At 60.4% G+C, this 21,603-nt stretch carries 16 protein-coding genes; 4 read left to right on the plus strand and 12 right to left on the minus strand.

What is annotated here, in order from left to right; genetic code table 11:
- The first annotated feature begins 19 nt into the window (after nucleotides 1-19).
- The 3 genes from C9427_RS03015 to C9427_RS03025 are packed head-to-tail and all read left to right on the plus strand — an operon-like array spanning nucleotide 20 to nucleotide 3,541.
- The gene (locus tag C9427_RS03015; protein WP_107647723.1) at nucleotides 20-1,024 is read left to right on the plus strand and encodes an SDR family NAD(P)-dependent oxidoreductase; all 1,005 of its coding nucleotides are present in this window, start codon (nucleotides 20-22) and stop codon (nucleotides 1,022-1,024) included.
- A complete protein-coding gene (locus tag C9427_RS03020; protein ID WP_107647785.1) occupies nucleotides 1,021-2,295 on the plus strand; it encodes a hypothetical protein in 1,275 nt (424 codons plus the stop codon). Before C9427_RS03015 ends, C9427_RS03020 begins: the two co-directional genes overlap by 4 nt.
- Nucleotides 2,282-3,541 carry a polysaccharide biosynthesis/export family protein gene (locus tag C9427_RS03025; RefSeq protein WP_107647724.1) on the plus strand — a complete coding sequence of 420 codons (1,260 nt, stop codon included), beginning with the start codon at nucleotides 2,282-2,284 and terminating at the stop codon, nucleotides 3,539-3,541. Before C9427_RS03020 ends, C9427_RS03025 begins: the two co-directional genes overlap by 14 nt.
- Nucleotides 3,542-3,723: 182 nt before the next feature.
- Here C9427_RS03025 and C9427_RS03030 read toward each other — a convergent pair whose 3' ends face one another.
- Together C9427_RS03030 and C9427_RS03035 are read right to left on the minus strand one after the other, a co-directional pair.
- The gene (locus C9427_RS03030; RefSeq protein ID WP_107647725.1) at nucleotides 3,724-5,067 is read right to left on the minus strand and encodes an HlyD family type I secretion periplasmic adaptor subunit; all 1,344 of its coding nucleotides are present in this window, start codon (nucleotides 5,065-5,067) and stop codon (nucleotides 3,724-3,726) included.
- Nucleotides 5,068-5,093: 26 nt separating this feature from the next.
- Entirely contained in the window at nucleotides 5,094-6,845 is a 1,752-nt protein-coding gene (locus tag C9427_RS03035; RefSeq protein ID WP_107647726.1) for a type I secretion system permease/ATPase, read from the minus strand.
- Nucleotides 6,846-7,242: 397 nt separating this feature from the next.
- Here C9427_RS03035 and C9427_RS03040 point away from each other — a divergent pair, with 397 nt between their 5' ends.
- The gene (locus C9427_RS03040; RefSeq protein ID WP_107647727.1) at nucleotides 7,243-7,935 is read left to right on the plus strand and encodes a N5-glutamine methyltransferase family protein; all 693 of its coding nucleotides are present in this window, start codon (nucleotides 7,243-7,245) and stop codon (nucleotides 7,933-7,935) included.
- A gap of 96 nt (nucleotides 7,936-8,031) precedes the next feature.
- Here the strand turns inward: C9427_RS03040 and C9427_RS03045 are convergent, their stop codons facing one another.
- The 10 genes from C9427_RS03045 to C9427_RS03090 all read right to left on the minus strand — a co-directional run bounded on the left by C9427_RS03045 (nucleotide 8,032) and on the right by C9427_RS03090 (nucleotide 21,567).
- A complete protein-coding gene (locus tag C9427_RS03045) occupies nucleotides 8,032-8,298 on the minus strand; it encodes an acyl carrier protein (RefSeq protein ID WP_008875857.1) in 267 nt (88 codons plus the stop codon).
- A 60-nt stretch (nucleotides 8,299-8,358) separates the two neighbouring features.
- Nucleotides 8,359-9,915, minus strand: coding sequence for a class I adenylate-forming enzyme family protein (locus tag C9427_RS03050; protein WP_167434224.1), 1,557 nt, complete (start codon nucleotides 9,913-9,915; stop codon nucleotides 8,359-8,361).
- Entirely contained in the window at nucleotides 9,912-11,933 is a 2,022-nt protein-coding gene (gene asnB, locus C9427_RS03055) for an asparagine synthase (glutamine-hydrolyzing) (RefSeq protein WP_107647728.1), read from the minus strand. Before asnB ends, C9427_RS03050 begins: the two co-directional genes overlap by 4 nt.
- A gap of 4 nt (nucleotides 11,934-11,937) precedes the next feature.
- Nucleotides 11,938-12,921: an NAD(+) synthase gene (gene nadE, locus C9427_RS03060; RefSeq protein ID WP_167434234.1), complete on the minus strand. Its 984-nt coding sequence runs from the start codon at nucleotides 12,919-12,921 to the stop codon at nucleotides 11,938-11,940.
- Nucleotides 12,918-15,653: an AMP-binding protein gene (locus tag C9427_RS03065; protein WP_167434225.1), complete on the minus strand. Its 2,736-nt coding sequence runs from the start codon at nucleotides 15,651-15,653 to the stop codon at nucleotides 12,918-12,920. Before C9427_RS03065 ends, nadE begins: the two co-directional genes overlap by 4 nt.
- A gap of 236 nt (nucleotides 15,654-15,889) precedes the next feature.
- Nucleotides 15,890-16,159, minus strand: a complete 270-nt coding sequence (locus C9427_RS03070) for a hypothetical protein (RefSeq protein ID WP_167434226.1) — start codon at nucleotides 16,157-16,159, stop codon at nucleotides 15,890-15,892.
- Nucleotides 16,160-16,287: 128 nt separating this feature from the next.
- The gene (locus C9427_RS03075; RefSeq protein ID WP_107647729.1) at nucleotides 16,288-16,485 is read right to left on the minus strand and encodes a hypothetical protein; all 198 of its coding nucleotides are present in this window, start codon (nucleotides 16,483-16,485) and stop codon (nucleotides 16,288-16,290) included.
- Between the two features lie 200 nt (nucleotides 16,486-16,685).
- Complete coding sequence (locus C9427_RS03080) at nucleotides 16,686-17,813, minus strand: ABC transporter permease (protein ID WP_245436963.1); 1,128 nt, start codon at nucleotides 17,811-17,813, stop codon at nucleotides 16,686-16,688.
- Nucleotides 17,813-20,554, minus strand: coding sequence for a ribosome-associated ATPase/putative transporter RbbA (rbbA, locus tag C9427_RS03085; protein ID WP_107647730.1), 2,742 nt, complete (start codon nucleotides 20,552-20,554; stop codon nucleotides 17,813-17,815). Before rbbA ends, C9427_RS03080 begins: the two co-directional genes overlap by 1 nt.
- Nucleotides 20,551-21,567 (minus strand): HlyD family secretion protein, encoded by a 1,017-nt coding sequence (locus tag C9427_RS03090; protein ID WP_208636333.1) that lies wholly within the window; start codon nucleotides 21,565-21,567, stop codon nucleotides 20,551-20,553. Before C9427_RS03090 ends, rbbA begins: the two co-directional genes overlap by 4 nt.
- Nucleotides 21,568-21,603: the final 36 nt, after the last annotated feature.

The following is a 21,603-nucleotide window of genomic DNA, read 5'->3' on the forward strand; positions in this document are numbered from 1 at the left end:
ATACAAGGGGCATTTAGTCATGAACTACAAGGGCAGGAAAGTTCTGGTCACTGGCGCCGATGGGTTCATCGGCTCGCATCTCACCGAAGCGCTCGTCCGAAGCGGGGCGGATGTCACCGCGATGGCCCTCTACAATTCCTTCGACAGCCATGGCTGGCTGGATGATTTGCCGGATAACATTCGAAGCCAGCTGAACCTCATCCGCGGCGATGTTCGCGACAGCGCGTTCGTCAACCGGGTCATGCGTGGCCAGGCGGTTGTGTTTCATCTCGCGGCACTCATCGCGATACCGTACTCATATGCCGCGGCCCAATCCTATGTAGAGACCAACATCCTGGGGACGGTGAACGTCCTTGAGGCGGCTCGGCAATGGGAGACAGAGCGCGTGGTGCAAACCTCGACCAGCGAGGTCTATGGCACCGCACTGACGATGCCCATCAGTGAATCCCATCCGCTGCAGGGCCAGTCCCCATACTCGGCGTCCAAGATCGGCGCGGACATGATGGCGGAATCATACGCCAGGTCGTTCGATGTCCCGGTGGTCATCCTGCGGCCCTTCAACACATACGGCCCGCGCCAGAGTGAGCGAGCGATCATCCCGACCATCATAAGGCAGGCCCTCGATCCGAATTGCCAAGCGATCATGGTCGGCGACACAAGTCCGATCCGAGACCTTACTTTCGTGGAAGACACGGCCGCGGCATTCATGGCCGCGGGTTCGGCCGAACTCGAATTCGGCCATGCCTACAATGCCGGCACCCAGCGTGCCGTGACGGTCTCGGACGTATTGGATCTGGTGCTCGAGCTAAGCGGCACCAAAAAGCCGGTCCATCGTGACGAGCGCCGATTGCGGCCGCAGAATTCCGAGGTCCGCGCCCTGCTGGCCGATCCCTCGCGCCTTGAAAGCAAGACGGGATGGCGAGCGCAGACCAGCCTGCGCGATGGGGTGGAGCGGACCATCGGGTGGTGGAAGGGGCGCCTCAGCGAAGGCCGCGTACGGCGGGAAATGGATTACATGACATGATTCTTCGCCGGCGTGCGTTGGCTCTGCTGTTCTTTGTGGCCGGCCTGTCCATGGATCTGCCGGCCGCCGGAAGTCGACAGAACAGCGAGCCGACACAATTTATCGCACCGGTGGCAATGGCGTTGCCCGATTATCTGCAGCCTGCCACCGATCCAGCGTTCGGCACAGAGTTCGTGCGCATCACCAAGCCCGGCGTCCTTGGCAATGGGGCCGTATGCGGCAAGGAATACTGCACCCACCGTTATTCAAGCGCTCAAGCCTGGAATTCGGATCAGAGCCTTCTGGTCATCACCAACGGCTGCAACGGCATGTGCTTTCTGGATGGGCGCACATATGCCCCGCTGTTTCGTCGCGCTCGATCAATTGAGTGCGAATGGCATCCTCAAAACGCGGAGCTGATGATCTGCGTTGCCGGCCGGCAAATATCGACCTGGGCGCCACGGACCAATCGCGAAGACGTCGTGTTCGTTTCGAACGACTATCGTGATCTGCATTTCGGGCCAGGCAAGGGCAATCCAAGCCGTGACGGGAACCGCATAGCGGTGCGCGCACTCCGTGAGAATGGCGAAGTGGTGGTTTTTGCCTATGACCTCAAGGAACGGAAGAAATTCCCGGATATCGAGCTCGATCAGCTTGGCGGAACCAACGGTGCTTGTTCGATTTCCCCGCTCGGAACCAGCATCCTATGCCTTCAAGAGATAATAAGCGGCATCGAACAGGGCTTTATCTTCACAGTCGATGGCACTTTGCGTCAGAAGTGGATTGAACATCATCGGCCGGGCCACGGCGACATGACGGTCGATGAAGATGGCAGCGAAGTCTACGTAGGCATCAGCAAATCCTCTCCGGACAAGTTTCAGGTGATCAAACGGAGACTGTCCGATGGCAAGGTCACTCCACTTACGAAGTACGGCGAAGCCATGCATGCATCGTTGCGTTCGCTGACCAGGCCTGGCTGGGTGTTCCTGACCTATGGCGGCGATCCGGATGAGATAGCAGCTCAACCAGACTGGGCGCCATATGCACAGGAAGTGATCGCGCTGCGCATCGACGGCAGCGGTGAGGTTCGACGCATTGCACAATCGAGAAGCACTCAGCTCGACTATCGAAGCGAGACTCATGCCTCACCATCGCCTGACGGCTCGCAGGTAATTTGGTCCAGCAACTGGGGCGTGCCCGGCGGGCCAGTCTACGACTTCGTCTCTCGCCTCGACTGGCCGGAAGAGCCGAGTTCGAACTGGAAGGAGCTTGTAACCAATGGTCTTAATTAATCGAACGCTTGTTGCCGTGCTTGGCATGCTGTCCGTCATCAACGTGGCTGCCGCTGCGGACGCACGGGTCGCTTACCGAATTTCCGCCGGCGACACCGTCGAGATAGGAATTGCCTCCGCCCCGGAACGAACACAACGTGCCGTGGTGCAGATGGACGGCACGATCGCGCTTCCCGAAGTCGGGATGATTTCGGTCGCCGGCCTGACTGCGGCCGAATTGCAGACGCGCATGGAGACGATCCTGCCAACCAAGATATTTCACCAGCGCCTGACCGACGGCCGAGAGCAAATGATCGTCATCAAGCCAAGTGACGTGACGGCCGTAATCGCCGAGTACCGGCCGATCTACGTAACCGGCGACGTGCTTACGCCCGGCCAGCAGGCCTACCGGCCGCTCATGACCGTGCGGCAGGCCGTTGCCGTGTCCGGTGGTTTCAGCCTTTTGCGGTCACGGGCAAACCAGGCCGGCCCCGATCCGGTGGATCTGCGGCGCGACTATGAAGGGGCCTGGGGGGAATACACCAGAGACTATTTTCATGCCGCACGCCTGCGCGCCGAACTGCAGAACCAGGCGAAATTCGACATGCAGGCACCACAAGGGTCACCCTTGTCAGCGACTTTCGTGTCGGCAATCGCCGAGGCTGAAGCAGAAGGACTGAAGCTCTCCCTGGACAACTTCCAGCAAGAGCAAACATATCTCGAAAAAAGCGCCAAGGATGCCGCGGAACAGATAGAGATGCTGCTCAAGCGCTCGCAAGCCGAAGCGGATGCGGTCAAGGCCGACGAGGCCGATCTGGCGCGGATAACGAAAGTGTTTCAGGCAGGCAATCTGACCAACGACAGGCTCGCCGACGTCCGGCGCGGTGTGCTTCTCTCTTCCAGCCGGGCACTCGAAACGTCGGTCGAGCTCATGAGAACACGACGCCAGCAGGATGATGTAAGCAGACAGCTCGAGCGCAACGAGAATCTGAGAAGGATTGGTCTTCTGGGCGAGTTGAAGGATACCAACGTGCGCCTTGCCGACACAACCGCCAGACTCCGCGCCGCCAGCCAGAAGTTGCAGACGGGTGCGTCCGCCCCTGCTCAGGCGGTCGCCGGCGAGAGGGTCGAGGCTCAGGTCACGATCGTCCGCAAGGTCGACGAGGAATGGCGCAAACAGCCGGCCGAAGAAGACACCGAAATCATGCCGGGAGACACGATCGAGGTAAGGTTCGGCGGAGCTCTCGAAACTTCAGCGATCCAATAGAAACCGACTCCGTCCCGATGGAATCGGGACGGAGGTCGGCGAGGGCGCAACTGATGGGGCCTAGAGCCGGATGATTTCAGGTCAATTCGACCTGAAATCTGAATCCGGCTCTAAATCAAAGAGATAGAGCATGATGTCGTCCGAAAACCGTTTCACACTTTTCGGCATCATGCTCTAAGGCCTTACTGTTTGAAAGCCCGGGAAACCTGGTCGGTAAAGGGTTTCAGCAGATAGGACCAGACATTGCGCTCGTCGGTGCTGATGTGGACTTCGGCGGGCATGCCTGGTTTGAGTATCTTCTCTCCCGTCAGGCAGGCTGCCTCGTTTTCAACGTCGATTCGCGCCGAGAAATACGACAGCTCACGTTGCGGATCCTTGATCAGGTCCGCGGAGATGCGGTTGACCGAGCCTTCGCACGCCGGCGTGGTTCCGGTGTCGAAAGCCGGGAAACGGATCGAAACCCGCTGCCCGGGATGAACGTCGTCTATACGCTGGGGAGGAATGAGCGCGTCCACGACGAGGTTGTCGGCATCGGGCACAATCATCATGATCGCTTCCCCGGCACCGATTACACCTCCGACGGTGTGGACGGAGGATTCCTGCACCGTTCCCGACTGTGGGGCGCGGATGTCGGTCCTGGAGAGTTCGTCTTGCGCGACCACCTTGCGCTCGCTGAGCTCGGTTTCCTTGGCTTCCGTTTCGCGAAGTTCGCCCGTTACTTCGCTGCGCATTTGTTCGTCGAGCTGAAGCACCTGCAGGTCGGTTTCACTGATTTTCGCATGCACTTCCGCGATGGCCGCGAGGAGGCGTCCCGACTCGCCGCGAGTCCGCGTCTCCTCCAGCTGGACATTGCTCAGCCTCTCCTTCGACACCAATTTCTTGGCGTAGAGAGCCTCGACGTCAGCACGGCTCTTGGTCAGCAGAGCCAGCGACTCGTCCATCGCCGACTGCTGCGCCTTGAGGCCATCGATCTGACGCTCCAGTTGCTTCGAGCGGCTTTGCAACTGCGCCTTCTGGCCAGCCAGTGCGGTGGCACGGCTTTCGAATACGGCGCGCTCGCCGCTGACTAGCGCTGCCAGTTGCGGGTCGTCCATCCGGACCCGAAGGCTGGGTGGAAGCTGCATCTCCGGCAGACCCCGTCGTTCGGCCTCAAGCCGCGCCAGGCGAACGTTGGTGCGATCCAGATCTTCACTGACTATCTGCAGGTTTGACCGTGTCACCGTGTCGTCCAGCCTGACCAGAATGTCGCCGGCCTGCACATGATCGCCATCCTGGGCGAAGATGCCGCCGACAGTGCCACCGGTTTGATGCTGGACTTTCTTTATGCTGCTTTCGACCACCACGGTGGCGGGCGCGATCACCGCGCCGGCAATCTTGGTCAACCCCAGCCATAGCCCTCCGCCGACGACCAGCAGGGCAGTGGTTGCCAGACCGAGGATCAGGTTGGCCCGGATGCCATCCGGCTCGTCGACCGGGTTCGTCCCGATCCACTGGTTTGCGCCAGCGGCCGGGGCAAAGGAGGACATGGTCACGTCAGACACGCAAAGACACCTCACACATGCCCGCTTGCACCCTTCTGCATCTGCACAACGGCACCTGGCCTTTCCGGACGCGGGAAGGGCCGGATCACATTTGCCAGAACGTCTTCGCGCGAACCAAACGAATGAAGCATCCCGTTCGACAGGACCAGCACCTGATCGATGTTGACGAGAGCGGAGGGGCGATGCGCAACGACGATCGCGATGCCGCCACGCTCGCGCACTGCCAGGATCGCCCCGGCCAACGCTACATCGCCGTCTGCATCCAGGTTTGAATTGGGTTCGTCGAGAACGACAAGGAATGGGTCGCCATAAAGGGCCCTGGCGAGTCCGACGAGTTGCCTCTGTCCAGCCGAGAGGTTGGCTCCTCCTTCACCAATGCGCGTTTGGAACCCCTCGGGCAAGCGCATGATCATCTTGTCGACGCCCGCGGTCTTGGCGGCTGCCAGCACACCCCTTGCGTCACCCTGACCGCCGAACCTCGAAATGTTGTCAGCAATCGTTCCGTCAAACAGCTCGACATCCTGCGGCAGGTAACCAATATGCGCGCCGAGCAGCTCCGGATTCCATTGATCGAGCGAGGCGCCGTCCAATCTTACAGTTCCGCGAAGTGGCTTCCATGCACCGACCAAGGTGCGTACGAGCGTGGTCTTGCCGGAGCCGCTCGGACCGACGATCGCCAGCCCCGCGCCCTTCGACAGGCGGAAGCTGACATTGATGACCGTTGGCTTCTGCAGGCTTGGTGGTGCGACCGTCAGTTCCTCTACGACAAGCTGCGTCTGCGGACGCGGCAACTCCATGACCTCTTTCTGGTTGTCGAAAGCATCGAGCGCCTTCGCCAGGTCGGAATAGCTTCGGCGGGTGGCCAGAAACCCTCTCCAGTTCGCGATCGCCACGTCGACCGGCGCCAATGAGCGGCCCAGCAGTATCGACGACGCGATGATCACGCCTGGCGAAGCCTCGCCGCCGATCACAAGGTAGGCGCCAAGTCCCAGCACGCAAGACTGCAGGGCCATCCGGAGCGTCTTTGACAATGAGCTGGTGGCGCCGACGATGTCGGATAGCCACTCCTGATTCCTGAGATAGAGATGGCTGATCTCACCCCAGCGTCGGCCGAGCCGAGCGGAAAGGCCCATGGCCTGAACGACCTCCGCGTTACGGCGACCGGAATCGGCGAGAAGCCGCTGTGCCACGAGGGTTTCAGACGCACGCGCCGCGGGTTTGCGGCTGGCGACTTCGGCGACCACCGTCACAAACACGACAGCTAGCGCCCCGAGCGTTGCCAGCACGCCAAGCGAGGGGTGCAGCAGGTAGATGACCACCATGTAGAACGGTATCCAGGGGACGTCGAAGACGACGGTCGGCCCCAGGCCGGAAAGAAAGCCGCGCAACTGATCCAGATCGCGAAGCGGCTGCACCCGGTTCGCGTCAGGCCCAGCAACGAGCGGCAGGGACAGCGAGGCAGAGAAAGCCTTTTGCTGCAGATTTCTATGCAAACGGCTGCCAATACGGACCAACAGCCGGAGCCTGACGAAATCGAGGAGACCGTAGACCGCGTACAGGCCTAGCATGCCGATTGTGAATCCGACAAGGGTCGGCACGCTCTGCGAAGGCAGCACGCGATCGTAGACCTGGAGCATGTAAACTGAGCCGGTCAAGGCGAGAACGTTTATCACTGCCGAGAAAATGCCGACGCCAACAAGCCCATGCATTGAGCCGAACATGGCGGAGCGTAGATCGAGCGAGCGCCCTTCCTCTGGCTTCATGGGTTGCACTCTTTCGCGCGGAGTCGCCGCGCTATCTCGTCGGTTCTGTCGGTGATGGGGATAACCTCTTGCCTGGCGGAAGGCAGCTGCTTCATTATCGGAACATTATGGTTTGCTTACATACGTGCTTTTGGTCAAAATGCAGCGAAATCGTGACGCATAGCCGAGAATTTGGAAATTCGCTTCGGAACCTGGGGACAAACTGAGTCGGCAAAAGCGACTGTTTCCCAACCATGACACAGATGAGAAGCTTATGATCATCTTTTGTTGCACAACGTCTTCAAAGCGTATCGAAGACGAATGTTTTTTCAATTTGCCGGTCGAGAATTCGGCGACTTCAAGATATATTTCTATAGTATGCTATTGGTGAACATCGAGCCGATCGGGAGGGGTTGTAGTGAGTGAAGAAATCAATGTTGCCGACGCCTACAGCAAGGGCCGCACAATGTTTATGGGACTTGAGCTGCTCGTCGCACCTGGCGCGCTCGTGCCCCGGCCCGAGACGGAATTGCTTGGCAAGACGGCTGTTGACGTGCTGCGTCAACTGAACCTGCCGGCGCCACGCGTCGTCGACATGTGCTGCGGGGCGGGCAATCTGGCGTGCGGCATTGCGCATTACGTCCCCACCGCGCGTGTCTGGGCCAGCGACCTCACCGACGGATGCGTCGAAGTCGCGCGCCGCAATATCGCCCATCATGGCATGACGGAGCGTGTGTCGGTGCTTCAGGGCGATTTGTTCGATGCCTTCTCAGGCCTTGAGCTTGAGGGCACGATCGACGTTATCGTCTGCAACCCGCCCTACATTTCGGAAAAACGGCTCGAGGGCGACCGCGCGCATCTGACCGAGCTTGAGCCGCGTGAAGCATTTGCGGCCGGCCCTTATGGCCTGAGCATTCATATGCGGGTGATCAAGGACGCGCCGCGCTACTTGCGGCGCGGAGGTATTCTGCTCTTCGAGATCGGCCTCGGCCAGGACCGGCAAGTGATGGGCCTGCTGGAGCGTTCCAAGGCCTACGAGAACATCCGTGCCGTCACCAACGAAGCCGGCGAGGGCAGGGTGGTAGTGGGACATGTGAAGGCGGATGCGTAAACAAGCGTCGCCGCGGTAGGCGTCAGCCTTGCCGCGGATGCAGGTGCGCTCGCTGCCGGCGGAGCGTGGAACGCCCGCCGCGCAATAAGCTTGTAATCAGTTTTTCTTGCTGATGATGTATTGGGCAATTCCCTGGATGGAATCCAGGTTCTCCGGCAGAAGCTCGCTGTCCTCGACCGTGATGCCGTAGGTTTCCTCGATGAAACCAATGACCTCAAGCACCCCCGTCGAGTCGACGACGCCTTGGTCGAGAAGCGATGTTTCGCTCTGCAGCGCGTCTGCGTCGGCTATATAGAAATTCGACGCCAGGAACGCACGAATTTGCTCCTTGTAGGTTTCGACCCGGTCCTTGGTAGTCAGCATTGAATTCGCCCTCCTGAGCAACAACAAAAAATCAAATCAAATCTCGTCCAGAAAAAGAGCTTATGACAGAGCCGTTTTCTTGAGCTTGCCGGTGTCTGTCATCGGCAGGCTTGCTACGACAACGATGGACTTCGGAACCATGAAGTTCTCCAGCCGCCTCTGGCACTCCTTCTGAAGCTGCTTTTCGCCGATGATGCTCCCTTGCTCCATCACGACAAAGGCCTTGACCGCTTGCCCAAGAAGCTCGTCCGGGACGCCGATGACGGCCGCTTCCCGTACCCCCGGAATGTCCATCAGCACGTTTTCCACCTCCTTGGGGGCTACTTTCTCGCCCCTGGATTTTATGATCTCATCGCCGCGACCGATGAAATAGAGGTAACCCTCAGCATCGATCCGGCAGTAGTCGCCGGTGTACAAGACCTGCTCGCCCGGCAACGGACCCGGCTTGAGTTTCCTGGCCGTAGCCTCCGGCTTGCCCCAATAGCCCTTCATCACCGTCGCTCCGCGGATGACGAGCTGGCCGACGACGTCGGGGCCAACCCGCCTGTCATCCTCGTCGACAATCCACATTTCCGTGTTCGGGATGGGGATGCCGACGCTCAACGGCTTTCGTTCCAGATCCTCCGGCGGCAAATAGGTGCAGCGCTTGCATTCGGTGAGGCCGTACATCGAATAGACGCGCGCGCCTGGAAACAGATCCTGGAGCATGAGAATATGCTTGAGCGGCAGCGCGGCCGCGGTGTTCGTGACGTAACGAATGCTCGAAAAGTCGTGACTTTTCAGCGATTTGAGTTCCGAGAGCGAGGCGAAGATAGTCGGCACGCCGGGAAAGCCGGTAACCTTCTCCTGCTTGATCACACCAAGGATCTGGGCCGGGAAAGCAAACGAGCGTTCAAGCACCAGCCGGGCGCCGGTGCGAAACGCCATGATCATCTGGTACAGGCCGTAATCGAAGGCGAGAGGCAGGACGTTGAGGATCACCTCGTCTTCGCCAAGCTCAAGGTAGGAGGCGATCGACGTGCAGGCGGTGATCATGTTCCTGTGTGTCAGCATCACGCCCTTGGGCTCGCCCGTCGACCCCGACGTATAGATGATGGCGGCAAGATCGATATCGATGCAGCGGCGCGCAGGCGCTTTGCTGTAGCCGCCGGCGACCGCGCGATCCCAGCGCACGGCATGCGGCAATCCAGCCAACTCGTCGTCGTCGATGGGCCCGGAAACGATCACCCGACGCAGTGACGGGCAGTTGCGCGCCGGTTCGCTGAACACCGAATGCAGGTGCTTGTCGGTGATCAGTGCCGCCGGGAGGCAATCGTTGAGCAGATAGTCAAGCTTGTCGCTTTTGGTGAGCGGGTTGACGATGCTGACAACGGCATTCGCCTTGAGTACGCCCCAGAAGGAAACGACTGTTTCGACGGTGTTGTCGGCGAAGATCATCACGCGATCGCCGCGCGCCACTCCAGCGGCGGTCAGATGATGCGCAATGGCGTTGGCGCGCGCCTCGAGCTCGCCATAGGTGACACGTTGCGTGCCGCACACCAGCGCCACTTTCTCGCCAAGGCGGCTGGCGGAATGGGCGAGGTAGTCATGCAGGAGAGGCACCGCACCATGCATCATGCCAGGACCTCTTCGCGATGCTCGCGTTCTATGTCGACGCTGAGCGTGCCGGTACGAGCGCCACCGGGACAGTTTGCGATGAACTGCTGGTGAAGCAGCTGCGTCGACAGCACGCCGACCAGCGCCATGTTGTCGGAATTGGACAGATCGCCATCGCCCGTTCTGGCTCGACACTTGTCCAGCAGTCGCGTGACCGATTTCGGATCGAAGACGTTCGCCGCGCGCAACGCCGTCTCCGAAAGCGCTTCCTGAACATAGGCCGGGGCATCGCCGGCGACGAAGCAAAGCCCGTTGGGCGCCCGGTATGGCTGCTTCTTGCGGGCCACGATTTCCGGCGGCACGATTGGTTGCGCCACACGCTTCAGCACGTGCTTCTCATCGAGGACGGCCAGCTTGTAGGCTGCCGGCAGCGAATTCGCGAGCTTCACGACTTCATCGTCCAGGAAGGGGAAGCGCCCCTCGATCGAGTGAGCCATGAGCATCCTGTCGCCTTGCGAGGAGAGCAGGTATCCCGACATCAGCGTCTCGATCTCGATAAACTGGTCCTGGGCAAGCGAACCCCATCGTGAAAACTCCGCCGGCAGGCGGCCAAGCAATTCGGAGACGGCATCGCGCTGTCCGGTTTCAGCGCGCATGTCGGCGGAGAACAGCCGCTTGACGGCGCCGGTGGTGTGCCAGCGCGTGTCATGCGCAAAACCTGGCGCGTCATGGGACTGGATGTTGCGCCCGAAGAACTGGCGCGCCATGGCTTGCTGGTGCACCGGCGAGCGGCTGAGGTAAGGGTAGAGGCGATCGAGCAGCCGCGGGCGTCGTGTCGAAGCGGGCTGGCGTCCCCAGAAGCGGCGGACCTTGCCCTCGCGGAACAGATCGTAGCCGGCGAACATCTCGTCGGCCCCTTCGCCGGTGAGCACGACCTTGATGCCGTGCTCGCGCACCAGCCTGGAGAGCAGGAACAGCGGCGCAGGCGCGGTCCTGAGGATGGGGCGCTCGGTGTGGTAGATCACCTCGGGAAAGATCTCGGCGATATCGTTGCGCGAGACCACCACCTCATGATGCTCGCTTCCGGTCGCGCCGGCGACCAGGCGCTGGAAGCGGGTCTCGTCATATTCAGCATCGGCAAAACGCAGCGAGAAGGTCTGGAAACGCTCGCCCGCGAAGCGCCTGCCCAGCGTGGCGACAAGCGAACTGTCGAGCCCGCCGGACAAGTAGCAGCCGACCGGAACATCGGCGCTTACTATTCTCAGGGCGGTGGCGGCTTCGAGAGCGCTGCGCACTTCCTCCACCGCATCATTGAGCGATCCGGTGAATTGACCATCGTTCAGGCCGGAAATTTCGGGATAGCTCGGCTTCCAGAACGCCCGCTCGCGAACGGTTCCATTTTCATAGATGCGGACGTGGCCCGGCTTTAATTCCTTGATTCCGCGAAATACGCTCTGCGGCGGTACGATCGTCCACAGCGTGAAGGTCTGGTCGAGACCAACCGGATCGAAGGCACGGGATATGCCGGCATCGGCGGCAAAGATGGCTTTCACTTCGCTGGCGAAGTAAAGCCGACCGCCGTGCTCGCAATAGTGCAGGGGGCAGATGCCGAACCGGTCGCGCGATAACACGAGACGACTAGCCACGGAGTCCCATATTGCGATCGCCCATTGCCCATTCATCTGCTCGAAGGCTGCCTCGCCCCACTCACGATAGGCGTGGATGACGACCTCCGTGTCACTGCGCGTGCGGAAGCGGTGGCCGAGAGCGACCAGCTTTTCACGCAATTCGACATAGTTGAAGATCTCGCCGTTGAAGACGATCCATGTCGTGTCGCCCGCATCGGCGAGCGGCTGCTGGCCGCTGGAAAGATCGACGACGGACAGGCGGGCATGCGCCAGGCCCGCACGTCTGTCCCGGTAAAGACCGCGCTCGTCCGGGCCGCGATGCGTAAGTGCTCCTGCCATGCGTATCAATGCGTCTCGCGAAGGAGGCGCGGCAGCGGCGCTCAGCGACACAATTCCGGCAATGCCGCACATCCGGTCAGCCCTCGTCCATCGAGGCAGGCAGCAAGGGCCGGGCGTGAAGATAGCGCGCTGCACGCCGTTTGCTGTCGATGTCCTTGAAGACTTTTTGAACCTGGACCGCGGTGAGATCGGCGGCGGCCGCCACCTCCTCGGCAGAGAGCCCGTGGTTCACACCGTAGAGGCACAGATCCATCAGATGATAGGGCAGCGCGAAATAGAACTCCTCCTGGCTCTGGGCCATGGAGAAAGTGTCGGTGGTGGGCGGCCGCCGCCGGATCTCTTCATCCACTCCAAGATATTCGGCCAGTTGGTAGACCTGGGTTTTGTAGAGATGGACGATCGGCATCAGATCGGCGGTTCCATCGCCCTGCTTGACGAAAAAGCCCTGGTCGTACTCAAGGCGGTTTGGCGTGCCTGCCACCGCATAGTTGAGGCGGTCCGCGTGGTAGTACTCGGTCATCTTGCGCAGGCGCTGCTTGTAATTGGTTGCAGCGACGATCTGCAGATAGGCTGCCGGCGACAGGCGCACCGTGTCGGTCTTGCCCTGCGGATCTTCAACCGTGAGGCGTGTTATGTTGAGGCCGTTGCTCTCGAGAACCGACGCAAGCACCAGCTTGCATTTCCAGCCGTCGCCATACTGGGGAACAACGGTCTGGATCGCCTCGATCTGTCGGCGATAAGCGCCAATGGCCTCAAGGGGCGGTGCTATATCTTCCAGGATCGTATCGATGCCAAGCTGGGCCGCGACAACGCGGCCCAGTCTGAGCGAATCGCCGGAGGAATGGTGCTCCGGCATGAATAGCCCCAGAACCTTGTCTTTCCCAAGTGCGCGCGCACACAAGGCAGCGACGACGGAGCTGTCTATGCCACCGGAGAGGCCGACAACCACGCCACGGCGCCGCAATGTGCCAAAAACCTGCTCACGCACGATCTCGACCATGCGATCGACCTCCGCGCGAGCATCGAGCACCAGCGTGGCCCTGCTGAATTCCGAAATCAGGTCGATGGTCCGTACTCCCGTATGCGCAGCTCGGCCGCGGAATAGGTTTGCTCCAAAGCGCTCTCGATGAGTGGGCGGTTGGTGGCGAGATAAGGCTCCGTGACCATATCGAAGTGACTGCCAACGACCGGAACCACATCCAGACGCGCGAAAGCGCCATCCCACCCAATGGCCAACGGCATTTTGGGACGAGCGCAGCGGAAGAGGGTTGCGGTGATCGGCAGCGTCGGTCTGGGTATCGCCAGCCACTGGTAGAAGGCCCGCCCTCGCAACTGCCCCTGCAGTTCCAGTTTGGTTCTGAAGCTCGTCGCGTTGAACTCATCCTGAGCATAGCGATTGAGGATGCGGGCGAGCTGCACCTCGAAGCCCGTTTTGACAGCAACTTTTGCCAGGAAGCGGCAAACCATCCGGTCAGCGGTGACGCGATTGGTCCGGATCCGCTGGTATGTGCGGACAATCATCTCCCAATAGGTGCTGCGCTCGCCGAGGAGGCTCGTGTCGAGGATTCCAAGGAACTTTATGGTTCGCCCCGCAGCCAACAGCCGCTCCGCAACCTCGAACGCGACGGCGCCGCCGAGCGAATGGCCGAGAAGTCTTATGGGGCCTGTCGGCTGCGCGCGGCGGATCTGCTCTACCGCGCCCTCGGCCATGTTTGCGACAGTGTTTGGTCCGCGCAATATCATAGCCAAGGCTGGATACCTGATGGGGACCACTCGCGCCATCTTGCCCATCGAAGATGCAAAGGCGGCAAAGCTTGGGCCATAGCCGGCGGATCCCGGCAGCAGGAAAAGAATTGGGGGTTCGTGTTTTTTCACTTGCGTGCTTAGGGCGCCGGCTTGTGCCGACGCGACCACCCTGACCATTTCGCCCATGTCCATACCGACCGTGAACCCATCGAGACTGAGTTCCTGTCCGATGGCGTTTTCGATTTCCATGACGCAACGCAACAGCTTCAGCGAATCTCCGCCTGCGTCATCCCAGCGTCCTGCGGCGACGCGTGTGTTGAGGATATTGTTCCAGACATGCTGCACTATTCGATGGGCAGTCATCTCGCTGGTATTGGATTGTTGCGCAGCCGGGGCGAACTTCCTGGCTGAAAGATCAATCTCCGCAAGCGCAGCCATGTCGACCTTGCCCCCCGGCAGACGTGGAATTGCGGTGATCGTGTGGAACCGCATGGGACATAGCTCCGGCGGCAGCTTCGTTCTGACAAGCTGGCGAAGTTCGTCCGAAAAGGCTGGCCCCGCCCATGGCTGGGGAATGGCGAATGCAACAAGCTCACTTGCCGCCGTCATGACTGCGACGGCATCCTCCACGTCAGACGCGCTACGCAATACAAGTTCGAGTTCGGTCGGCTCGATACGCCGACCATTGATCTTTATTTGGCGGCCCTTGCGGCCAACGATGTGCAGCAGGCCATGGCTGTCAAGCCGGACAAGGTCACCCGTTGCGAATATCCGCAGATCACCATCATTCGGATTCGATGCCACGGGCACGACGGCGCCGTTCTCCCAATGGCCAAGCAAGACATAAGGGCTTCTTATCAGGAGCTCGCCAACCTCGCCGGGCTGAACGCGGCGCCCTCCTTCGTCGACAATCGCGAACATCATTCCTGGGAGCAGCCAGCCAACCGGAACCGAGGCGCCTTCCTCTGACCAGTCTTGCGGCAAGAACCATTGCGCCCCCGTGGTCTCGGTTGACGAGTAACCGATCTGGATGAAGCAGGTGCTCGACACGACTTTGCGCAGCAGGGCGATATCGGCCCATGTCACCTTTTCTCCGCCGATCCGGGCCACTCTGAGCGAGCGGAAGGCGTCAGCAGGTGTGTCCGCCATGAGTACGCGAAGCAAGGCCGGCACCAGATAGGTGACCGTCACGCCTTCGGATTCCATCAGGCGCTGGACCGCCCGCAAGCCGATGGCTTCGAGCTCGGCGAGATGCAAGGTGGCGCCGGTCAGGACGGCGGCGAGAACCTCCCGGCAACCGGCGATCGTGGCGGGCCCGGTCAAGGGTAAGAAGACATCATCCGAGTTGATGTGGCATGCGTCGACATATTGCTGAACCCGCCAAAGCAGGCTGCGCTGGCTGTTGACGATGCCTTTGGGGTGACCGGTGCTGCCTGAGGTGTAGAGCACCACCGCGGGCGCGTCGACCGAGACGGAACAGGACTGGGGTAGCGGCTGGACCTGTGGCGTGATGCTGGTGGTCGCGTCAATCCACTGGACATCCTGAGTCAGACCGACAGGGCGAACATCGCCATCGCCTATGACCGCCGAGAGCCGAGCCGCGACAACAATCTCATTGGTTTGCGAATGGGGATCTCTCGTGTTGAGCGGCACGGAAGGCCGCCCAACCGCCATGCTCGCCAAGATGGCCACAGGGTACCAGGCCGAGTTGGCCTGAAGGATCCCGATCGCCTGTCCGCTGGGAACGGCAACGGCAATTCGGTGGGACAGCATCTCGACGGCTTGCAGAAGCTGGGAATATGTCAGACGGGTGGTGCCATCGCTGATCGCCAGTTTGTTGGGATATTGCCTAGTGATGTCTCTCAGGTGATCGAAGACGGTGATGTTCGCAAAATCGACGCCCATGCGTTGATAGGGGCGCAGGACGGGGCCGCCCTGATCAAGTGCGTATTCCGGGACGTTCGACCATCTACCGGGGGTCGTTGGTTGACGATCCGCCTGTAGATCCTGATCCGTCCTTTCTGATGCCAAATACATTGGAGACATGAGTGGCCCACGCTGAGGTTAGGGTCACTTATCGCGCTCCGTCGAAACCTTTTCATCGATCATTCTGATGACGCCGCCACGCCTCAAGGGGGCTGACCGCACGACCGACAAGGAATATTCGCCGCCGCTATCGGCAATCGGGCTTGGTCTTCACGCTATTGTGATTTCACGCCAAGTCACTTTCTTCTTTCGGAAAAAAGCGATAGGCGTGCGGATGGAGCCGGGAATAGAGTATCTTACTTCCAACGTCCGGCCGCAAACCCCTGTTTATCCTGCTTTTTAACGGGCCAAGCGTTGGCAGCGGCGTGTGCGCCGGAGACAAAGCAATAGGCGAAGATTTGCCCCCGGTTCTCGTCCGTTACACGGACCCAATCCTTTTCCCACGTTCGCAGCGTGATGTGTCGATCCGTCGCCAGGGAAGCTGCTCTGAACGGGCTTGGCGCGTCGATGATGCGACCCGCGATCACATCATCGCCTTCCATTCGCTCGACGAGATACGTCTGCATCGATGGCTCCAGGCAGTAACTTGGACGTGAGCGACCTTACCGTGGCCTAATGACACTTTGACTACTGCCGCCACCGGCTTCGTCCGGCGGCCTCCTAAGCGCACGGCGCTGTACACCGCCAGCTCGCGTCAGTCGGACTTCTTGGTTGAAGGTTGAGTAAAGATGCTGCGGAGCCTGGGAAAATACAGGATTACAACTGAGATCAGCAAGATCGCCAGAAGGAGGACCACGAACTGCAGGATGGTGTAGCCGAGTTGATCGCGCGGCACGAACCAACCAGCCACGACACCGGCGCCAGCCAGGAGAATGCCAATGAGCCAACTCATAATGATAGAATCCAGTGGTTGAACATCGTCAACATATCGAGTTCGGCCCGCCAGACTTTGCGTTGGATCAATTGGATATGATGGCAGGGGCTCGATGCGGCGAAAAACGAAAGATCGCGTGACGAATGACCGGCGGCACGGCGATTCCAGGCGGTCTGCTCACGACAACGCCTACATGCTCACGAACCCAAAGATCGAGCTTACTGTGCCACGGCGATGGAGCGCCTGAAAAGGGCCAGGCTCGCTGCGAGAAACGTCACGCCCATAATCAGCACGGTCGCGAATTCCTTCCATACGATCGTGAAATCCGCTCCCCTTGAAACGATCGCCTGCATGAAGCTGACGTAATGCCGGGAGGGGAGAAACCACGTTAGGTACTGAAGCCATTGAGGCTGGCTCGCGACCGGTGACATGCCCCCTGACAACATCATCATCGGCATGATGACCATAATCATCAGGAGCGCGAACTGCGCCATGGTGCGCGCGAGCGTACCGAGAAAGATGCCGATAGCGGCCGCGGCAAATACGTAGATGATCGTGCCAAGCATCAGCAGCCCGCGCGAGCCAGCGATCGGAACGTCGAGCGCCCCCTCCACGACCAACAGCAAAGAACAGGTGAAAGCGACGATGATCACGAGACCGTTCGCCCAGACCTTGGCGAGCGCGATCTCAAATGCTGTGAGGGGCATCGCCAAGAGATGCTCGATAGTGCCGTGCTCACGCTCACGCAACAGCGCCGCTCCGGTCAGGATGATGACCAGCATCGATAGCTGATCGGCCAGGCTCACAATCGACCTGAACCAAGATTGTGTCCCCCCGGGATTGAAGGCGCGACGGATGGCGAGATCGGAGGAGAGCCCTGTTGTTTCTTCGAGATTCTCCCGGTACCGGTCAACCTCCTTCGTCACCATGCTTTGGATATAACCAGCACCCAGAGAAGCCTGTTGCGAGGCTGTGGCGTCCACATTCACCTGGATTTCGGTGTCACGTCCCTTTCGTGTGTCTTTCTCGAATCCCGGCGGTATGACGACTATGAAGGTGTATAGCCCCTCGTCTATCGCGCGGTCGATGTCGGCGGCACTAATGGTTCTGACGGCCTGGAAGTACGGTGGATAGAACAGCCCGGCGATTGAGCGGGAGAGCTGTGATTGGTCCTCGTCGACAATGCCGATGGCGGCGTTGTTGACCGTCTCTCCGGCACCGGTCGACTGCGTGTAGATGCTGAAGCCAAACGACCAGATGATGAACAGAATCATCGTCAGGTCCTTTGCAAGCGTCCGAAGCTCCTTGGTGCCGAGCCAGAAGATTGTGGAGAAGCTCGGCATCATCACTTCTCCTGTTTTTTCAGGAGGATCATCGACAGCATCAGAAAGGCCGGAGGGAACAGCGCGAGCGCCAGGAGATCCGTCGCCATGTCGCCAAACCCAAGCCCCTTGGTGAAGGCGCCGACGCTCATGTGCATATAGTAGGTCGTCGGCCACAGCCGGCCCATGAGGCGCGCGCCGCCTTCGAGCGTCGAGACGGGCTGCATCATCCCCGAGAATTGCATGGTCGGCAGCATCGACAAGACCGCGCCAGCGAAGACCGCTGTCACTTGGCTCCTGGTGAGGGTCGAGATGAAGAGTCCATAGCCAGTGGCGGCCGCGGTGTAGAGCAGAGCCCCAAGCGCCAGAACCATGCCGTTGCCCTTGAGTGGAACCTCAAATAAGAACAGCACAGTCGCCGTCAGGATAACGAAATTAATCATTCCGACGCCGAGATAAGGCAGCTGCTTGCCGATCAGGAATTCCAGCCGGGTCGTTGGCGTCACATAGAAATTGGTGATCGTACCGATCTCCTTTTCCCGAGCGACGCTCACCGCCATCAGGATCGCCAGGAACATCATCATCAGCATGGCCGGAAGCGATGGTCCGATGGAATAGATGCTCTCGGCTGTCGGATTATAGCGATAGCGGACCTGGAGCGTCGTGGTGGGACCGGATGTGGCTGGGGTGCTCGCCTCACGGCTTCTTTGCTCGGAGAAGAGGTTGTGCGCCTGTTGTACATATCCCTCGATGGTCGCCGCCCTCGTGGTGTTCGCGCCATCGATCCACGCCGAGACCTGCCAGTCGGACCCGCGTTTCACCATGCGGCCGAAGTTCGACGGGATCTCGATAGCGAGTTCGATGTCGTTGGACTTCAGACGGTCTTCCATCCCCTGCACGCTCTGGATCGGCGATCGCTCCGTGAAGTAGGGGGAACTCGAGAAACTGCCGAGATAGGCTCGGCTTTCGGGTGTGTTGTCATGGTCGAAGGCCGCGTAGGCCAGGTTGGTCACGTCGTTCGACAAGCCGAAGCCGAAGATCAGCATGATGATGAGAGAGCCGAGGAAGGCGAAGGCGAGCCGGATGGGATCGCGCATGAGCGACAACATCTCGCACTGCGTGTAGGCGAGCAGGCGCCGTAGCGGCATAAAGCGCGGGCGAACAGGCGAAGCGACCCGCGCTTCCTGCCGGACCGGCGACAGAGCTTCCTGCGTGGCCGGCGCGGATCGAGACCCTTCGGCTTCCTCGATATAGGCGATGAAAGCCTCTTCGAGATCGGCGCCGTTCTTGGAGGCGATCACGTTCTCCGGTGTATCGCACACGAGCACGCGACCTGCATGCATCAGCGAGATGCGGTCGCAACGCATCGCTTCGTTCATGAAATGCGTGGAGACGAAGATGGTCACATTGCGGCTTCGCGACAGGTCGACCAGCAGCCGCCAGAAATCGTCTCGTGCCTGCGGATCAACGCCGGAGGTCGGCTCATCGAGTATGAGGAGCTCCGGATCGTGCACGATCGCGACCGCGAGCGAGAGGCGTTGGCGCACACCAAGCGGAAGGGAACTGGCGTCAGCATCCGCATAGCCGGTCAGTCCAACCTTCTTGATGAGTTCTTCGCTGCGGTCGGCGGCATTGCTCAGGTGGAACAGGCGGGCGTGCAGAAGAAGGTTCTGGCGAACCGTCAGCTCGCCGTAGAGCGAAAAGGATTGCGTCATGAAGCCGACGCGCCGACGTATCGACAGATCATTGGCGTCGACAGGGCTGCCGCACACCTCCGCCTCGCCCTCACTGGCTGCAAGCAGCCCGGTCAGCATCTTCATCGTTGTGGTCTTGCCGCAGCCGTTGGAACCAAGGAAGCCGAAGATTTCGCCTTTCTCGATGGTAAAGCTGACACGATCGACCGCGGTGAACTTACCAAAGCGGCGGGTCAGGCCCTTCGCCACGATCACCGGTTCTTCGGAGCAGGGCTTGCGCGGCGGAATGACGAAGCGCTTGTGTTTGCTCTGTTGCCCTGGCTGCAAGGCGACAAAGACCGATTCAAGATCTTGCTCGCCGGTGGCTTTCCGGAGCTCGTCGGCGGTGCCGAAGGCGAGCACTTTCCCGTGATCCATCGCTACCAGCCAATCGCAGTGGTTGGCTTCGTCCATATAGGCGGTCGAGACTACGACGCTCATCATCGGCCGCTCGTGGCGCAGGTCGGCGATGAGCGTCCAGAATTGTCGCCGCGAGAGGGGATCGACCCCCGTCGTCGGCTCATCGAGAATGAGAAGGTCGGGCTCATGGATGAGCGCGCAGCACAGTCCCAGCTTCTGCTTCATGCCGCCCGAGAGCTTTCCCACGGGGCGGTCGAGAAAGGGCAGCAGTCCCGTTGCGCCCGCGAGCTTGCGAATGCGCATCTCTCGCTCACCCGCGGCAAGACCAAACAGCGTGCCAAAGAAGGCAAGGTTCTCCGCAACGCTTATCTCCTGGTAGAGGTTCTTGCCGAGCCCCTGCGGCATGTAGGCGATGCGCGTGCAAACCGCCCGGCGATGTCCGGCGTTGGCCATGCTGCCGTCCAGGACCTGGACCGTACCGATCTGCAGTTTCCGTGCGCCGCCGATCAAACCCAGCAGGGTCGACTTGCCGGCGCCGTCGGGGCCAATGAGGCCCGTCATCCGGCCACTGGGCAGATCGAACGACACATTGTCGAGCGCCAGGACCTTGCCGTAGGTGTGGGTGACGCCGGTGATCCGGGCAATCTGGCCAGCCGGCACGGCCATCGTCATTTCTCAGCGTCCGCGGGATCGCCCGGGAACCGTTTCTGCAGGGATTCTGGCCAGTCTGGCGGGTTCGGCTCGAGTCGGACATAGCCGGTGCCCCTTGCTCCGGTCTTTACCTGCTCGATGTGATCTTCAACGAGGCTCGACGGAATGCGCAGTTTGACCCGGAACATAAGCTTGTCCCGCTCGCTGCGCGTCTCGATCTGCTTCGGGGTGAACTGGGCTTCGGGCGAGACAAAGCTCACCTTGGCCGGCACGGCGAAGTCGGCGCCGTCGAACTGGATGCGAGCCTGCGAGCCAACGGGAACCCGCATGGCCTGCTCGGAGGCCAGATAGATCTCCATGTAGATCTCCGAGAGATTGACGATCGTCAGAACTTTACCGCCGGCACTGACGACTTCGCCGGGATTAGCAAGGCGATAGAGGACGCGGCCCTTGACCGGTGTTGCGAGGGTCGCGTCGGCGATCTGGGCATCGGTCTGATCGACAAGAGCTTTCGCCGCTTCGATTGAGCGCTCTCTGGCAATCACATTCTTTTCCGCGGCCTCGACAACAGCGCGCCCGGAATCGCGCTCGCTCTGGTACTGGTCGAGTGTTTGCTCGCTTACGGCGCCCTTGGCGATGAGGGTGAGAGCCCGGCGGAGATTGGCCTCCTTCAGCATTAATTCAGCCCGCCGCTGAGCCACCGTTGCCTTTGCCTCGAGCATCGAGGCTTCCTCGGAGGTCTGATCGGCGACATATTTGGCACGCTCGGCCAGAAGTTCCGTGGTATCGATCCGGGCGACGATCTGCCCGGCGGAAACGAGGTCACCCTCTTCGACAAGCACGTCCCGCACGCGGCCGGCGGATTTCGCGGCGATGTCGACCTCATCGGACTCGATCCGACCGTTGCCCGATACCAAGCCGTCCGGCAGCTTTCCTTGCTGGCTCTGCCACCAATACCAAGCGCCGCCAGCGCCGGCCGCCACGATCAGGATAAGGATCAGAACACTCGTCGTCGATGGGCGGCGGATCTTCACGAGCGATACTCCATTCCTCGGATTGACCTATAAGAG

This window comes from Mesorhizobium helmanticense, assembly GCF_003034915.1.
Lineage (GTDB): Bacteria > Pseudomonadota > Alphaproteobacteria > Rhizobiales > Rhizobiaceae > Mesorhizobium > Mesorhizobium helmanticense.

Excerpts from the sequence above, each read along its gene's own strand:
- C9427_RS03015 (WP_107647723.1), top strand. The coding sequence starts at position 20 with ATGAACTACAAGGGCAGGAAAGTTCTGGTCACTGGCGCCGATGGGTTC.
- C9427_RS03020 (WP_107647785.1), top strand. The coding sequence starts at position 1,021 with ATGATTCTTCGCCGGCGTGCGTTGGCTCTGCTGTTCTTTGTGGCCGGC.
- C9427_RS03025 (WP_107647724.1), top strand. The coding sequence starts at position 2,282 with ATGGTCTTAATTAATCGAACGCTTGTTGCCGTGCTTGGCATGCTGTCC.
- C9427_RS03030 (WP_107647725.1), bottom strand. The coding sequence starts at position 5,067 with ATGTCCTCCTTTGCCCCGGCCGCTGGCGCAAACCAGTGGATCGGGACG.
- C9427_RS03035 (WP_107647726.1), bottom strand. The coding sequence starts at position 6,845 with ATGAAGCCAGAGGAAGGGCGCTCGCTCGATCTACGCTCCGCCATGTTC.
- C9427_RS03045 (WP_008875857.1), bottom strand. The coding sequence starts at position 8,298 with ATGCTGACTACCAAGGACCGGGTCGAAACCTACAAGGAGCAAATTCGT.
- C9427_RS03050 (WP_167434224.1), bottom strand. The coding sequence starts at position 9,915 with ATGATGCATGGTGCGGTGCCTCTCCTGCATGACTACCTCGCCCATTCC.
- asnB (WP_107647728.1), bottom strand. The coding sequence starts at position 11,933 with ATGTGCGGCATTGCCGGAATTGTGTCGCTGAGCGCCGCTGCCGCGCCT.
- C9427_RS03065 (WP_167434225.1), bottom strand. The coding sequence starts at position 15,653 with ATGTCTCCAATGTATTTGGCATCAGAAAGGACGGATCAGGATCTACAG.
- C9427_RS03070 (WP_167434226.1), bottom strand. The coding sequence starts at position 16,159 with ATGCAGACGTATCTCGTCGAGCGAATGGAAGGCGATGATGTGATCGCG.
- C9427_RS03075 (WP_107647729.1), bottom strand. The coding sequence starts at position 16,485 with ATGAGTTGGCTCATTGGCATTCTCCTGGCTGGCGCCGGTGTCGTGGCT.
- C9427_RS03080 (WP_245436963.1), bottom strand. The coding sequence starts at position 17,813 with ATGATGCCGAGCTTCTCCACAATCTTCTGGCTCGGCACCAAGGAGCTT.
- rbbA (WP_107647730.1), bottom strand. The coding sequence starts at position 20,554 with ATGACGATGGCCGTGCCGGCTGGCCAGATTGCCCGGATCACCGGCGTC.